The organism is Streptococcus sp. Marseille-Q8145, assembly GCF_965112035.1.
The window spans coordinates 116,587-130,711 of the sequence record NZ_CBCOPQ010000004.1; the positions used below are offsets into that span (position 1 = coordinate 116,587).

At 44.9% G+C, this 14,125-nt stretch carries 14 protein-coding genes; 12 read left to right on the plus strand and 2 right to left on the minus strand.

All coding sequences use genetic code 11. The annotated features are described in order from the left end of the window. Positions 1–38: 38 nt before the first annotated feature. The 4 genes from purM to purH are packed head-to-tail and all read left to right on the plus strand — an operon-like array spanning position 39 to position 3,898. Complete coding sequence (purM, locus tag ACWPVL_RS08870) at positions 39–1,061, plus strand: phosphoribosylformylglycinamidine cyclo-ligase (protein ID WP_454388366.1); 1,023 nt, start codon at positions 39–41, stop codon at positions 1,059–1,061. After that, positions 1,058–1,612: a phosphoribosylglycinamide formyltransferase gene (gene purN, locus ACWPVL_RS08875; protein ID WP_454388368.1), complete on the plus strand. Its 555-nt coding sequence runs from the start codon at positions 1,058–1,060 to the stop codon at positions 1,610–1,612. The genes purM and purN overlap by 4 nt, the downstream gene beginning before the upstream one ends. After that, a complete protein-coding gene (locus tag ACWPVL_RS08880; RefSeq protein ID WP_454388370.1) occupies positions 1,612–2,358 on the plus strand; it encodes a hypothetical protein in 747 nt (248 codons plus the stop codon). Before purN ends, ACWPVL_RS08880 begins: the two co-directional genes overlap by 1 nt. Continuing rightward, complete coding sequence (gene purH / locus ACWPVL_RS08885) at positions 2,351–3,898, plus strand: bifunctional phosphoribosylaminoimidazolecarboxamide formyltransferase/IMP cyclohydrolase (protein ID WP_454388372.1); 1,548 nt, start codon at positions 2,351–2,353, stop codon at positions 3,896–3,898. The genes ACWPVL_RS08880 and purH overlap by 8 nt, the downstream gene beginning before the upstream one ends. 118 nt (positions 3,899–4,016) lie before the next feature. Here the strand turns inward: purH and ACWPVL_RS08890 are convergent, their stop codons facing one another. Continuing rightward, on the minus strand, positions 4,017–4,316 hold the full coding sequence (locus ACWPVL_RS08890) for a YbaB/EbfC family nucleoid-associated protein (RefSeq protein WP_045500544.1): 300 nt from the start codon (positions 4,314–4,316) through the stop codon (positions 4,017–4,019). Positions 4,317–4,484: 168 nt separating this feature from the next. Between ACWPVL_RS08890 and ACWPVL_RS08895 the strand changes: the two genes are divergently transcribed. Next, complete coding sequence (locus ACWPVL_RS08895; protein ID WP_454388374.1) at positions 4,485–4,898, plus strand: glycosyltransferase; 414 nt, start codon at positions 4,485–4,487, stop codon at positions 4,896–4,898. Positions 4,899–4,934: 36 nt separating this feature from the next. Here ACWPVL_RS08895 and ACWPVL_RS08900 read toward each other — a convergent pair whose 3' ends face one another. Then, positions 4,935–7,226 (minus strand): Xaa-Pro dipeptidyl-peptidase, encoded by a 2,292-nt coding sequence (locus ACWPVL_RS08900; RefSeq protein WP_454388376.1) that lies wholly within the window; start codon positions 7,224–7,226, stop codon positions 4,935–4,937. A 102-nt stretch (positions 7,227–7,328) separates the two neighbouring features. Between ACWPVL_RS08900 and gla the strand changes: the two genes are divergently transcribed. The 7 genes from gla (at position 7,329) to fni (ending at position 14,068) form a co-directional block, all read left to right on the plus strand. After that, positions 7,329–8,225, plus strand: a complete 897-nt coding sequence (gene gla / locus ACWPVL_RS08905) for an aquaglyceroporin Gla (RefSeq protein WP_045500550.1) — start codon at positions 7,329–7,331, stop codon at positions 8,223–8,225. Between the two features lie 192 nt (positions 8,226–8,417). Then, positions 8,418–9,155 carry a CppA N-terminal domain-containing protein gene (locus ACWPVL_RS08910; RefSeq protein ID WP_454388378.1) on the plus strand — a complete coding sequence of 246 codons (738 nt, stop codon included), beginning with the start codon at positions 8,418–8,420 and terminating at the stop codon, positions 9,153–9,155. Continuing rightward, entirely contained in the window at positions 9,152–10,084 is a 933-nt protein-coding gene (locus ACWPVL_RS08915; protein WP_454388380.1) for a serine hydrolase domain-containing protein, read from the plus strand. The genes ACWPVL_RS08910 and ACWPVL_RS08915 overlap by 4 nt, the downstream gene beginning before the upstream one ends. A 179-nt stretch (positions 10,085–10,263) precedes the next feature. Continuing rightward, positions 10,264–11,142, plus strand: a complete 879-nt coding sequence (gene mvk, locus ACWPVL_RS08920) for a mevalonate kinase (protein WP_005591680.1) — start codon at positions 10,264–10,266, stop codon at positions 11,140–11,142. Then, positions 11,124–12,071: a diphosphomevalonate decarboxylase gene (gene mvaD / locus ACWPVL_RS08925; RefSeq protein WP_454388382.1), complete on the plus strand. Its 948-nt coding sequence runs from the start codon at positions 11,124–11,126 to the stop codon at positions 12,069–12,071. Before mvk ends, mvaD begins: the two co-directional genes overlap by 19 nt. Continuing rightward, on the plus strand, positions 12,061–13,080 hold the full coding sequence (locus tag ACWPVL_RS08930) for a phosphomevalonate kinase (RefSeq protein ID WP_454388384.1): 1,020 nt from the start codon (positions 12,061–12,063) through the stop codon (positions 13,078–13,080). The genes mvaD and ACWPVL_RS08930 overlap by 11 nt, the downstream gene beginning before the upstream one ends. Continuing rightward, positions 13,064–14,068 (plus strand): type 2 isopentenyl-diphosphate Delta-isomerase, encoded by a 1,005-nt coding sequence (gene fni / locus ACWPVL_RS08935; protein WP_454388386.1) that lies wholly within the window; start codon positions 13,064–13,066, stop codon positions 14,066–14,068. Before ACWPVL_RS08930 ends, fni begins: the two co-directional genes overlap by 17 nt. The last annotated feature ends 57 nt before the right edge of the window (positions 14,069–14,125 follow it).

Consider the following 14,125-nt stretch of genomic DNA (forward strand, 5'->3'; position numbering starts at 1 on the left):
CGGATGACGATTTTCCATTAAAGAAAAGGAATAAACAAATGACAAATAAGAATGCTTATGCCCAGTCGGGTGTGGATGTTGAAGCGGGTTATGAAGTTGTTGAGCGGATCAAAAAGCACGTGGCTCGTACGGAACGCGCAGGTGTCATGGGGGCTCTGGGTGGCTTTGGTGGTATGTTTGACCTTTCAAAGACTGGGGTCAAAGAGCCAGTCTTGATTTCAGGAACTGATGGTGTCGGGACCAAGCTCATGTTGGCTATCAAATACGACAAGCACGATACCATCGGGCAGGACTGTGTAGCTATGTGTGTCAACGACATCATCGCTGCAGGTGCGGAGCCTCTCTATTTCCTCGACTACGTGGCGACAGGGAAGAATGAACCAGCCAAGCTAGAACAAGTGGTCGCTGGTGTGGCGGAGGGCTGTGTGCAAGCTGGTGCAGCCCTTATCGGTGGGGAAACGGCTGAAATGCCTGGTATGTATGGTCCAGATGACTACGACTTGGCTGGATTTGCGGTCGGTGTGGCTGAAAAATCTCAAATCATTGACGGCTCAAAGGTGGAAGAAGGCGATGTTCTTCTCGGACTTGCTTCAAGTGGGATTCACTCAAATGGTTACTCACTCGTGCGTCGTGTCTTTGCGGACTACACAGGTGAGGAAGTCTTGCCAGAATTGGAAGGCAAGAAACTCAAGGAAGTCCTTCTTGAGCCGACTCGCATCTATGTCAAGGCTGTCTTACCACTCATCAAGGAAGAGTTGGTCAATGGAATTGCCCACATCACAGGTGGGGGCTTTATCGAGAATGTTCCTCGTATGTTTGCAGATGACTTGGCTGCAGAGATTGAAGAAGACAAAGTCCCAGTGCTTCCGATTTTCAAGGCTCTTGAAAAATACGGTCAAATCAAACACGAAGAAATGTTTGAAATCTTCAATATGGGTGTGGGACTTATGCTGGCAGTCAAGCCTGAAAATGTAGATCGTGTCAAGGAATTGTTGGATGAACCAGTCTATGAAATTGGTCGTATCGTCAAGAAAGAAAACGAAAGTGTCATCATCAAATGAAAAAAATAGCGGTTTTTGCCTCTGGTAATGGCTCAAATTTTCAGGTGATTGCTGAAGAGTTTCCAGTGGAGTTTGTCTTTTCAGACCATCGCGACGCCTATATGCTCGAACGTGCAGACAAGCTTGGCATTCTGTCCTATGCTTTTGAACTCAAGGAATTTGAGAACAAGGCAGACTACGAAGCAGCCCTAGTCGAACTCTTGGAAGAGCACCAGATTGACTTGGTCTGCCTCGCCGGCTACATGAAAATCGTTGGGCCAACCTTGTTGGCAGCTTATGAAGGCCGAATCATCAACATTCATCCAGCCTACCTGCCAGAATTTCCAGGAGCTCATGGGATTGAGGACGCTTGGAATGCTGGTGTTGCTGAGAGCGGCGTTACCATTCACTGGGTGGACTCGGGTGTGGACACAGGTAAGGTTATCAAACAGGTGCGCGTGCCGCGGCTGGCTGATGATACCATCGAAAGCTTTGAAGCTTGCATTCATGAAGCAGAGTATAAGCTGTATCCAGAGGTGTTGGATAGTTTGGGAGTGGAGAGGAGGAAATAATGAAGGTAGGTAATGAATCTATGGATGGTTATGTTTTATTCTTTAAAGAATTTCTAAATGAAACAGATAGTAAAGTGATATCCTTAAAGTTGTGGCATTTTGCTGAAAATAATATGAAATCTGTTAATAGTCAAAACGCTAAAAAATCATGGGAGATTTTATGTCGATCGATTGAAGAGAAAAAGTCTAATGTGTTTGTACGAAAATATGGAAGAAAGTCTCAAAATGACCAGCCCCTATTGAAAGCTTTTTATAAATATTTATTTGAAGAATCATTTGAAATTAATATTGATTGGGATAATAACGACCGGCCAAAGGAAATGTTGAGTGAATTTACAGGTTACTCAGTTAAAAATGAAATAGGTAAAAATAAGTTAAATAATTTTCAAACTTCTCATGTTTTTGCTAGAACCAAAAATTGTTTTGCTTTTACTGCTCCTTGGAATCTTGTATATTTACCTAAAATATTAGACCCTTTTACAGGACATGAGGCTAAGGGTGAGATTAAAATACGGTTTGAAAAGTATTTACATAGATATTTTTGTAATAAATATACCTCTCTGATTAGGGATTTTAATTCTAAAATGACCTTATATCAAGAGATTCTCAAAAAAGAGGAAAAGTTAAGAGAATACCTTTCGGAGGTGGAGAAGGACATAAAAGAAGTTAACCGTTTTATTAAAGCAATGAAGAAAGAATTTGAGCCTATAGATATAGATAAAATTTTGGGGGATACCAATGACTAAACGCGCCTTAATCAGCGTCTCAGACAAAGCGGGCATTGTCGAATTTGCCCAAGAACTTAAAAAACTTGGTTGGGGGATTATCTCGACAGGTGGGACCAAGGTTGCCCTTGATAATGCTGGGGTGGAGACCATTGCGATCGATGATGTGACTGGTTTCCCAGAAATGATGGACGGTCGTGTCAAGACCCTTCACCCAAATATCCACGGTGGGCTCTTGGCTCGTCGTGACTTGGATAGTCACTTGGAAGCGGCTAAGGACAATAAGATCGAATTGATTGACCTTGTTGTAGTCAATCTCTATCCTTTCAAGGAAACGATTCTCAAACCAGACGTGACTTATGCTGATGCAGTTGAAAATATTGATATCGGTGGGCCATCTATGCTTCGCTCTGCGGCTAAAAACCATGCCAGTGTAACGGTTGTGGTAGACCCTGCTGACTATGCTGTGGTTTTGGAACAATTGGCAGCTAACGGCGAAACAAGTTACGAAACTCGCCAACGTTTAGCAGCTAAGGTTTTCCGTCACACAGCGGCTTATGACGCCTTGATTGCAGAGTATTTCACAGCTCAAGTCGGAGAAAGTAAACCTGAAAAGCTCACTTTGACCTATGACCTCAAACAATCAATGCGTTACGGGGAAAATCCTCAACAGGATGCGGACTTCTACCAAAAAGCTTTGCCGACTGACTATTCGATTGCATCAGCGAAACAGCTCAACGGTAAAGAATTGTCCTTTAACAATATCCGTGATGCGGATGCAGCTATCCGTATTATCCGTGATTTCAAAGGCCGTCCAACCGTTGTGGCTTTGAAACACATGAATCCATGCGGTATCGGTCAGGCAGATGATATCGAGACTGCTTGGGACTACGCTTATGAGTCTGACCCAGTGTCCATCTTTGGTGGAATTGTCGTCCTTAACCGTGAGGTGGATGCTGCGACAGCTGAGAAGATGCACGGCGTTTTCCTCGAGATCATCATCGCACCGAGCTATACGGATGAAGCGCTAGCCATTTTGACCAACAAAAAGAAAAACTTGCGTATCCTTGCCTTGCCATTCGACGCTCAAGAGACCAGTGAAGTGGAAGCTGAGTACACAGGCGTGGTCGGTGGACTCCTCGTGCAAAACCAAGACGTGGTCAAAGAGAGCCCAGCTGACTGGCAAGTGGTGACCAAGCGCCAACCAACCGAGACAGAAGCGACAGCTCTTGAGTTTGCTTGGAAAGCTATCAAGTACGTCAAATCAAACGGAATCATCGTGACCAACGACCACATGACACTTGGTGTTGGCCCTGGTCAAACCAACCGTGTGGCTTCTGTCCGCATCGCCATTGACCAAGCTAAAGACCGCCTTGACGGTGCTGTACTTGCTTCGGATGCCTTCTTCCCATTTGCCGATAACGTGGAAGAAATTGCCAAAGCAGGTATCAAGGCCATCATCCAGCCGGGTGGCTCTGTCCGTGACCAAGAATCTATCGAAGCAGCGGACAAATATGGCTTGACCATGGTCTTCACAGGCGTGAGACATTTTAGACATTAAGAAGATTTATATTGGAGAAAATGCTTAGATCTTTTCTCCAATTTTTTGCGCAAAAAAACTCCCAAAAGAATGAATATATCATCTTTTGGGAGTTGATGTTTAAAAGGGCTTAACAGAATTAGAAAGAAAGTCCACTTTGGAAAGCGCTGAGTTTTTGCTTAGCTACTTCGTTGATTTGATCGATAGCAGCATTGATAGCTTGGCTAGTCAGATCAGACAGAGTTTCTGTATCTTCTGGGTCTACGATAGCAGGCTGAAAGTCAATTTTGACAACCTTTTTATCACCAGTAAGCGTTGCTACAACTAAATCTTGGCTAGATTTTCCAACAAATTCGGTTGCGGCTAATTCTGCTTGAGCAATGTCCATCTCTTTTTTAAGTTTTTGGGCTTGCTTCATCATGTTTTGCATATTCATCATAAGATTTTCTTTCCTTTCTCTCGCAAGGGCTGGGCCCTTTGGTAATCTTCACTCTTCAATTATATCATTTTTTGGAAAAGTGGCAAGAAGAACATTTCTAGAAGGTTTGACAAAGATTTAGCACTTATAGTAGAATAATCATGAATCTATATACTAAGGAGAAACAACTTGAAAAATAAGAAGATAAAAGCTTTGCTGTTGGTAGTGCTCTCATCCCTCTTCATCCTAGTCGGCTGTAGTGGTAGCCCTAAAATTCAGGGGAAATGGAATGTTCAGGATGTTAGAGGTGAAGAAACGACCATTGAGATAAAAGAGAAGACCATCATTATCAATGAAGAAGAGTATAAATATACTCAAAATGCTGTTGGTTTTAAAAATGGGGTGAGTTATTATGGCCTGACTCGGAAAGATAATGGCAAAAAATTTTCTATCGTCTTTCCTGAGAAAGATAAAAATGTTGCTATTATGCTAATTCCTGATTCAGACGATGATTATCTCACAGGCAGTATGCTCTTTGCTATGAACCGCAAGGAAAAGCCAGATTATAAAAAATATGCAGAGAAATATTTCAATCTACAATAAAAGAAAAAGGCGCTGAATTTCAGCGTCTTTTAGGTTTTATGAAAGTGATGTCATGGTCGGCAAGTCTAGACTAGACTGCTCTAGATCTACCGTCAACTGATAATCGGTCTTATCACGAACGGTATGCTCGAAGTCAGTGGTGTAGAGGACGAGGCGGAGCTGGTCGCCTTTTTTCATCTTGTAGATGGTTGGTTGCAGATCAAATGTACATTCCATCCATTTGTCAGGGGCAACTTCCTCGACCGTCAGCAAATCTGTCCGATTTTGCAGGTTGAGGAAGCCTTTGGTGATGACACGGTGTGGCGTTTCGGCAAAAGGCAACTCAACTAGATTGTCCAGCATATAGTAGCGGCCATTGTCCATGACTCGAGGCTCAAGCGGTGTCGGAATCGGTGTGAGGCGTTTAGCTGGTCCAAAGTCCAGTAGCTGGGCAGAAATCAACCCCTTGTCCGTGCTGGATTTAAGGCGCAGTTTGAGCTGGGTGGCTCCGTTGAGGAAGAGGTCGTCTTCCAAAGTCCAATCCAGAGTAATCTGGTTAACCTTGCCGTCAAAGAGATCGTTTTTAAAGCTTTGGTAGTTTTTAGCAAAACGATTGTAATCTTCTTCTGAATACTGGTTTTGAATCTCTTGAGCGCCTTCACCTAGTTGGAAATGAGCGTAGTTCTTTTGTCCACCGAAGTCTTCCAAGGTCAGCCAATTTTGAGCTTGGCTGTTGTCCTGCCAGATGACTGATGGCAGTTCGAAGTCTGAAGCATGCCCAAGTAATTTTTTAGATAAAAGGGCATTCATGGCTTCGCGGAAGTCGATGGACTGCCAGTTGTTCATGTAAACATGGGCACCGTTATGGAAAAAGAGGTGCTTTTTGATGTGAGCTGGCAGAGCTCGGAACATATTATAAACATGGAAGGGCTTGACATTCCAGTCTTGAGATCCATGGGTGAAGACGACTTCGGCCTTGACCTTATCTGCATGGAGTAGGTAGTTGCGGTCATGCCAAAATTGATTGTAATCTCCAGTTTGCCGGTCTAGGTCTTTGCGCTGTTGCTCTAGGCTTTGCTGATAAGCGTCGTTATTGCGCAGGTAGTCACCAGCCCTCAGGTTGCGGGAGTAGGTCAGTTCGGTCAGGGATTCAAAATCCTCTCCTGGATAGCCGCCAGGACTAGTGACAAGGCCGTTTTCGCGGTAGTAGTTGTACCAAGAAGAAATCCCAGCTTCGGCGATAATGACTTCCAACCCATCTACGCCAGTCGTTGCCAGCCCGTTGGACATGGTGCCCAGATAGGAGATACCGGTCGTAGCCACTTTTCCGTTGGACCAAGTAGCCTTGATTTCCCGTTGGCGAGTGTGGTCGGTGAAGGCTCGGCAGCGGCCGTTGAGCCAATCAATAACGTTCTTATAGGCTTCGATTTGCTGATAGTCACCGCTGGTCATCAGTCCTTCAGAGTCTTTAGTTCCCACGCCAGACACATAGAGATTGGCAAAGCCGCGGGGCAGCAAGTAGTCGTTGAGCGTGTAGGTGCCAATATGACCCAATTTTTCCTCAGCTTCAGAGACTTCTTGGACAAGAGCTGGCGAATCCAACTGGAGCAATTTAAACTCAGGATCTTGTACAGTGATTTGATGTGGCTCTTTTTTTACTAAGTCCACATTCATATTATGGAGAGCCTTGTCGCTGGCAGGGTCGTTGGTTCCCTGATGATAAGGAGAAGCGGTCATGACAGCAGGGATTTGCCCTTGGTAACGGGGACGGATAATGCTAACTTTGACCAGATCTGGCAGGCCATCTCCATCAGTATCCACACATGATTCCACATAAACTACCTCACGGATGGCATCGTAGCTGGTAAAAGTTGCCAAACTCTTACCGTTGAAGTAGTGATGGGTATTGTCCTCAGGAATCAATCCCTCGCTGACCAGCTTATCAACCAGCAAATTGCCATTTTTTGTTCGAGTGTTGAGCAACTGGTAGAGGTTTTCTAGCAGATCGCCGTAAACGATAGGGAAGTTACTTTCTGTTCGGAATTTCTCAAGATCGGTGAAATCAACAAAAGGTACAAAATCCAAGAGCTGAAGGGCGGCTATATAGAAGACCTCAGCTGTCAGTTCACGGTCTGACTCGAAGAAGGTCAACAAGTCAGTTTCGTTATCAGCTGCCCAAGCTCGAAGCAAGTAGTCTGTATCCTGATAGAGAAAGAAACAGCGTCGTAGGAAGCTTTGGAGATTGTCTTTGTCAGAAAGGTGCGGCTCATAGATGAAGCCCAACTCGGCTAATTCTTGGCGCATAGTGTCTGGATTTGTCTTGCTATAACTATACTGATTAAAGCGCATATTTTTCCCTCTTTTTCTGGTTTTTATTTAAAATGACCTTTACATTATCCATTATACTTGATAAAATATAGATTGTCTAAAAAATTTAAAAGGAGAAATTAGATGGATTTCAGTTGGGCTATTAAATATGCCACGGAATTTTTAGGAACAGCTATCCTTATCATTTTGGGGAATGGTGCTGTTGCCAATGTTGAATTAAAAGGAACTAAAGGTCATCAAAGTGGCTGGTTGGTCATTGCTGTTGGTTACGGTATGGGGGTTATGATTCCAGCTTTGATGTTTGGAAATACCTCAGGTAACCACATCAACCCTGCCTTCACTTTAGCACTTGCGATTAGTGGTTACTTCCCATGGGCGCATGTAGCACCTTACATTCTTGCTCAAGTTTTGGGTGCTATCTTCGGACAGGCTTTGGTCGTAGCAACACACCGCCCTTACTACTTGAAGACAGAAAATCCAAACAATATCTTGGGTACTTTCTCAACTATTTCAAGTTTAGATCACGGAACACCTGAATCTCGTAAAGCAGCAACAATCAATGGCTTTATCAATGAGTTTGTTGGTTCATTTGTTCTTTTCTTTGCAGCGATGGGCTTGACTAAACTTCACTTCGGTGCGGAATTGAAGGTTCTTATCGAGAAGAATGTGCAACAACAAGCTCTTCAAGCAGCTCAAGCTGGCCAAAAAGTAGCAGAATCAGATGTTCAAAGTCTTATTCACAATACATTTGCACAAGCAACAAATGGTTCATCTGCTGTCGCTCACTTGGCGCTTGGTTTCCTTGTCATGGCTTTGGTAACTTCACTTGGAGGTCCTACTGGACCAGGTCTTAACCCAGCCCGTGACCTCGGACCTCGTATCTTGCACTTTATCTTGCCAAAATCAATCCTTGGTGAACACAAGGGTGATTCAAAATGGTGGTATTCTTGGGTACCGGTTGTGGCACCAATTGCAGCTGGTATTGCAGCAGTAGCTTTGTTTAAAGCGATTTACGGATAATATCCATCGAAAGGCTGAGAGAAATCTCGGTCTTTTTTTGTTGGTTTCTGACTAATAGAAAAATGCGATTTGGTTTATATTTTTGGTCTGTTAGATTAGGATAGTGGAAATGTTCTGAAAATTGTTGGTTTGCGCATAATTTCTTGTCAAAAAAATGAAAATTTATTACAATAAAATAGTTTGGAGGAAGTTATGAGTGTGAATCATGTTGCAAGAATTGTTCCAGTAATAAAAGTAAATAATCGGAACCTAAATCAAGATTTCTATAGTAAAACGCTAGGGATGAAATCCCTATTAGAAGAAGGAGCCCAGTTGTCTTTGGGCGATCAAACTAAAACAGAAAGATTGATTTTAGAAGAATCTCCAAGCATGCGCTCTCGCCGAGTAAAAGGGGCAAAGAAATTGGCTCGCTTAGTGATCAAGGTGGTACAAGCGTCAGAAATTGAGGCTTTGTTGGCTCGAGGGATTGAAGTTGACAGTTTATATCGTGGGGAGAACGGTTATGCTTTTGAAGCGACTTCCCCGGAAGGTGATCGTATCTTACTCCATGCGGAAGAGGATCTGAGTAGCTTACAACCAGTTCAAGAAACTCCTGCATTTGAAGGGCAGGACGATTTTATCGGCTTGAGTCAATTTGATGTGGAAAAGATTGAGCTTCGTGTCCCAGATTTACAGGCTGTCAAGACTTTCTATCAGCCAGTGAGCAATGTCTTGGATTTCCTAGATGTGCAGGAAGCCCAAGGACAAGATTTGCAAGCTGATAATACAAAAACTTGGGATTTGGCCATGCTCAAATGTTTGGTGACGGATTTTGATATGGAAAAATTGTCATCGATTTTTGCGACACAGGAGTTTTTTGTCCCTAAATCTAAAAAATTCTTAGTCAGCCAAGACCAAAGTAATATTGAACTATGGTTTGAGCAACTATGACCCAGCGGATTTTAGAAAAGATCGATCAGCAGCTTGCTGCGGGTCTCTATCCTGGGGCTAGTTTGTCTCTTTATCGTAATGGACACTGGCAGAGTTTTTATCTGGGCTTGGCAGACCCGGCCAATCAATCAGCAACGCGAGCTGGTCTGGTTTATGACCTGGCCAGTGTCAGCAAGGTGGTTGGCGTAGGGACCTTGGTGGCATTTCTGCTTCAGAGTGGCGACTTGGATATAGATGCGCCTTTGCGGCGATATTATCCAGCTTTTCATGATGATCGGGTGACCCTGCGCCAGCTGTTGACCCATACCTCTGGGCTCGATCCCTTTATTCCCAATCGGGATAGGCTCAATGCTCAAGAATTAAAGGCGGCCCTCAATAGCTTGACAGTGCTGGATGACAAAACCTTCCATTATACAGATGTTAATTTTCTCCTGCTGGGCTTTATGCTGGAGGAGCTGTACGGGGAAGCTTTGGACCGTTTATTTGAAGACAAGATTTTTAAGCCGTGGGCGATGAAGAACACTAGCTTTGGGCCAGTAGCTTCTGCGGTGCCGACTGTTCGTGGCGTGAAAGCGGGAGTGGTTCATGATCCCAAAGCGCGTGTCTTAGGCCATCATGCTGGAAGTGCCGGGCTTTTTTCAAGGCTTGAGGATTTGCAGATCTTTTTAGAGCATTATTTGCGGGATGAATTTGCAGAGAAATTGAGCCAAAACTTTGTTCTAGAGCCTGGCAAGACACGCAGTCTAGCTTGGAATTTGGAAGGGGAATGGCTGGATCATACTGGCTATACGGGTACTTTTATCATGTATAATCGGGCAGAACAGAAAGCCGCAATCTTTCTTTCCAATCGCACCTATGAAAAGGATGAACGAGCCCAGTGGATTTCAGACCGCAATGAACTGATGGATCTAATCAGAAGAGAGTGGTAGCCTCCTCCCAACCGAAGCCAAAGGCCCGTCACTGATGATAAAATAGGATAGAACTCCGGCTTTTGCTTGGAGTTTTTGACTGCTTAACGTGACTTTGTCAGTCAAGATAGGAAAAGATCGCTTTTTTTCCAAAAGTATATTAAAATATAGAAGATAGAAGGAAGAAATAGAGAGAAAGTATGACAAAAGAGAAGGGTGTCGGCAAGGCACATAGCAAGATTATTCTGATGGGAGAGCATTCGGTGGTCTATGGCTATCCAGCCTTGGCTTTGCCTCTCAATAATATCGAAGTGACTTGTCAGGTATTTCCTTCTGAGAAGCCTTGGACTCTCTATGAGGAAGATACCTTGTCCATGGCTGTGTTTGCCTGTCTGGAGCACTTAGGGAAGCAAGGTGCTCAGATTCGCTGTCAGGTGAATTCCATGGTGCCAGAAAAGCGGGGCATGGGTTCGTCTGCAGCTGTCAGCATTGCAGCCATTCGTGCGGTTTTTGACTACTTCGAAGAGGCCTTGGATCATGAAACTCTGGAAATTCTGGCCAATCGAGCAGAGATGATTGCCCATATGAATCCAAGTGGTCTGGATGCCAAGACCTGTCTTAGTGATGTAGCCATCAAGTTTATCCGTAATGTCGGATTTTCAGAAATCGAGTTAGATTTGGATGCTCATCTGCTGATTGCGGATACGGGTATTCACGGACATACGCGGGAAGCTATCAAAAAGGTGGAAAGCTTAGGTCAGGAGGCTCTGCCCCTCTTACAGGAGCTGGGAAATCTGACAAAAATCGTTGAAAAGGCGATCCATCTCAAGGATTTGCTAACCATGGGACAGGCCATGACCAAGGCTCACGGCAAACTAGCCCAGTTGGGAGTTTCTTGCCAGCTATCTGATGACTTGGTCGAGCTGGCGCTTGAAAATGGGGCTCTTGGAGCCAAAATGAGCGGCGGTGGCCTAGGCGGCTGCGTGATTGTGCTAATCAAAGAAAAGAAAGAGGCGGAAGACCTAGCCCGTCTTTTGAGAGAGAAAGGAGCCAGCAATATATGGATAGAAAGCCTGTAAGTGTCAAGTCTTACGCCAATATTGCCATTGTCAAGTATTGGGGCAAGGCGGATGCCGAGCGGATGATTCCTGCTACTAGTAGTATTTCCTTGACTTTAGAGAATATGTACACCCAAACCCAGTTAAGTCCACTTTCTGCTGAGGCTGCTGGCGATGAATTTTATATCGATGGGCAATTGCAAAGCCCAGAAGAGCATGCTAAAGTCAGTCGGATTATTGATCGCTTTCGGACGGAGCCAAGTGACTGGGTGCGGATTGACACCAGTAACAATATGCCGACAGCAGCAGGCTTATCCTCTAGCTCTAGCGGCTTATCTGCCTTAGTCAAGGCCTGTGATGCTTATTTTGAAACTCATTACAGTACCGAGGAGCTGGCCCAGTTGGCTAAATTTGCTTCAGGTTCGTCAGCACGCTCCTTTTTTGGCCCTTTGGCAGCATGGGACAAGGATAGCGGAGCAATTTATCCTGTGCAAACCGACCTGAAGCTAGCCATGATTATGTTGGTGCTTCATGATGAGAAAAAGCCAATTTCTAGTCGGCTTGGCATGCAACTTTGTGCTGAAACTTCCAAAAATTTTCAAGACTGGATTGATCAGTCAGTTCAGGACTATCAGGATATGCTGTCCTACTTAAAGGATAATGATTTTGAGAAAATTGGGCAGTTGACCGAGGAGAATGCCCTGCGGATGCATGCAACGACAGAGACAGCTACGCCTCCATTTACTTATCTGACAGAGGAAAGCTATGCTGCGATGGACTTTGTTCGCCAGCTCCGAGGTCAGGGTCATCGTTGCTATTTCACCATGGACGCTGGACCTAATGTAAAGGTTCTCTGTCTTGAAGAGGACTTGGAAGACTTGGTGCCCCTCTTTGAGAATCAGTACCGCCTGATTGTCTCCAAAACTAAGGAATTGCCTGATGAAAACTAAAATGCAAGTCCAGACCTGCGGAAAGCTTTATCTAGCTGGAGAATACGCTGTTCTGAGTCCTGGTCATGCGGCTTTGATTAAGAATATTCCCATCTACATGCGGGCAGAGATTGAGGCGGCGGACAGCTATGAGCTGGATTCGGATCTCTTTAGCCACAAAGCCAGTCTAGCACCAGATGCGGACTATGCCTTGATTCAGGAGACTATTCAGCTGATGCATGACTATCTCAGCTTGCTGCAACGCCCATTGCATCCCTTTGCTCTGACCATCAGGGGAAAAATGGAGAAAGGCGGTCGTAAGTTTGGGCTGGGTTCTAGTGGCAGCGTGGTTGTCTTGACTATCAAGGCTATGGCTGCCTTTTATCAGCTGAAACTAAGCTCTGACCTCCTCTTTAGACTAGCTGCAGTAGTACTTCTCAAGCGGGGGGATAATGGCTCCATGGGAGATCTGGCCTGTATTGCTTATGAGCAACTGGTTTATTATCGTTCTTTTGACCGGATGGCAATCCGCCAGCGATTGGTTGACACAAGTCTATTAGAGATTTTGGAGCAAGATTGGGGCTATGAAATCAAGCCCATCCAGCCTGCTTTAGCCTGTGATTTTATGGTTGGTTGGACGAGAGAACCGGCTATTTCGAGTGACCTTGTCAGGCAGGTTAAGTCGAGATTGAACGAAGACTTCCTGAATCAAACCCAGCTTCAGGTGGATTGTCTGAAAGAAGCCCTTGAGTCTGCTGATAAGACAGCTGTAAAAGATAGTATATCGACTGCCAGCCAGCTTTTAGATAAGCTCAGTCCGCTGATTTATACGAAGAAATTACAGGCCTTAAGAGAGGCGAGTCAGGGCTTGGATTGTGTCGCTAAAAGCAGTGGAGCTGGTGGTGGAGACTGTGGCTTCGCCTTGTCTTTTGCTGCCGAAGATAGCCAAACCTTGATCCAACGCTGGCAAGAAGCTGGTCTGGAATTACTCTACCAAGAAAGGATGGGTGCCCATGAGCCAAAGTCGTAAAGATGATCATATCAACTACGCCCTAGAACAGCCCCTTGGCTACAATAGCTTTGATGATATAGAATTGATTCATCGCTCTTTGCCAGCCTATGATTTGGCCGAGATTGATTTATCAACTCATTTCGCTGGTCGTGATTGGGATTTTCCCTTTTATATCAATGCTATGACAGGTGGAAGTCCAAAAGGGCGAGAAATCAATGAAAAACTGGCTAAAGTGGCAGAGGCCTGTGGCATCCTCTTTGTGACAGGTTCTTACAGTGCCGCTCTGAAAAATCCAGATGATGATTCGTACGCTGTGGCAAAGGATAAGCCTAGCCTACTCTTGGCCAGCAATATCGGTCTTGATAAACCAGTAGCGGCAGGCTTGCAGGCGGTGTCGGATTTGAAACCTCTGTTTCTTCAGCTACACGTCAATGTCATGCAAGAATTGCTAATGCCTGAGGGAGAACGGACTTTCAGAACTTGGAAGCAGCATCTGGAAGCCTATGGAAAAGATTTTCCAGTCCCCCTTGTCCTCAAGGAAGTAGGCTTTGGCATGGATCGGAAAACGATTGAGGAAGCTCAGGCACTAGGGATTTCAACCTTTGATATTTCTGGTCGTGGTGGAACGAGCTTTGCCTATATTGAAAATCAGCGGAGCGGTCAGCGAGACTATCTCAACGGTTGGGGGCAGAGCACAGCCCAGGCCTTACTAGCAGCGCAAGATTGGGTGGACAAGGTGGACCTGCTAGCTAGCGGTGGTATTCGCCATCCTTTAGATATGGTTAAAGCCTTAGTTCTGGGTGCCAAGGCAGTCGGCCTTTCTCGGACTATGTTAGACTTGGTCGAAAAACACTCAGTCGAAGAGGTCATTGCTATTGTACATGGCTGGAAAGAAGATTTACGTCTGCTGATGTGTGCCCTATCCTGTCGCAACCTTGAAGAATTAACATCCGTCCCCTATCTGCTTTACGGTCGCTTAAAAGAAGGAGCCGAACAGGTGCAATAATCACTTGCTGGTATGCTTTGTCTAGCTGATAAAATGCTTTAGCAGATCATTCAAAGA

What these genes read in the sequence shown, in the direction of transcription:
- gla (WP_045500550.1), top strand. Translation starts at nt 7,329, where the DNA reads ATGGATTTCAGTTGGGCTATTAAATATGCCACGGAATTTTTAGGAACA.
- ACWPVL_RS08880 (WP_454388370.1), top strand. Translation starts at nt 1,612, where the DNA reads ATGAAGGTAGGTAATGAATCTATGGATGGTTATGTTTTATTCTTTAAA.
- ACWPVL_RS08900 (WP_454388376.1), bottom strand. Translation starts at nt 7,226, where the DNA reads ATGCGCTTTAATCAGTATAGTTATAGCAAGACAAATCCAGACACTATG.
- ACWPVL_RS08930 (WP_454388384.1), top strand. Translation starts at nt 12,061, where the DNA reads ATGAAAACTAAAATGCAAGTCCAGACCTGCGGAAAGCTTTATCTAGCT.
- fni (WP_454388386.1), top strand. Translation starts at nt 13,064, where the DNA reads ATGAGCCAAAGTCGTAAAGATGATCATATCAACTACGCCCTAGAACAG.
- ACWPVL_RS08890 (WP_045500544.1), bottom strand. Translation starts at nt 4,316, where the DNA reads ATGATGAATATGCAAAACATGATGAAGCAAGCCCAAAAACTTAAAAAA.
- mvk (WP_005591680.1), top strand. Translation starts at nt 10,264, where the DNA reads ATGACAAAAGAGAAGGGTGTCGGCAAGGCACATAGCAAGATTATTCTG.
- purN (WP_454388368.1), top strand. Translation starts at nt 1,058, where the DNA reads ATGAAAAAAATAGCGGTTTTTGCCTCTGGTAATGGCTCAAATTTTCAG.
- mvaD (WP_454388382.1), top strand. Translation starts at nt 11,124, where the DNA reads ATGGATAGAAAGCCTGTAAGTGTCAAGTCTTACGCCAATATTGCCATT.
- purM (WP_454388366.1), top strand. Translation starts at nt 39, where the DNA reads ATGACAAATAAGAATGCTTATGCCCAGTCGGGTGTGGATGTTGAAGCG.
- ACWPVL_RS08910 (WP_454388378.1), top strand. Translation starts at nt 8,418, where the DNA reads ATGAGTGTGAATCATGTTGCAAGAATTGTTCCAGTAATAAAAGTAAAT.
- purH (WP_454388372.1), top strand. Translation starts at nt 2,351, where the DNA reads ATGACTAAACGCGCCTTAATCAGCGTCTCAGACAAAGCGGGCATTGTC.
- ACWPVL_RS08915 (WP_454388380.1), top strand. Translation starts at nt 9,152, where the DNA reads ATGACCCAGCGGATTTTAGAAAAGATCGATCAGCAGCTTGCTGCGGGT.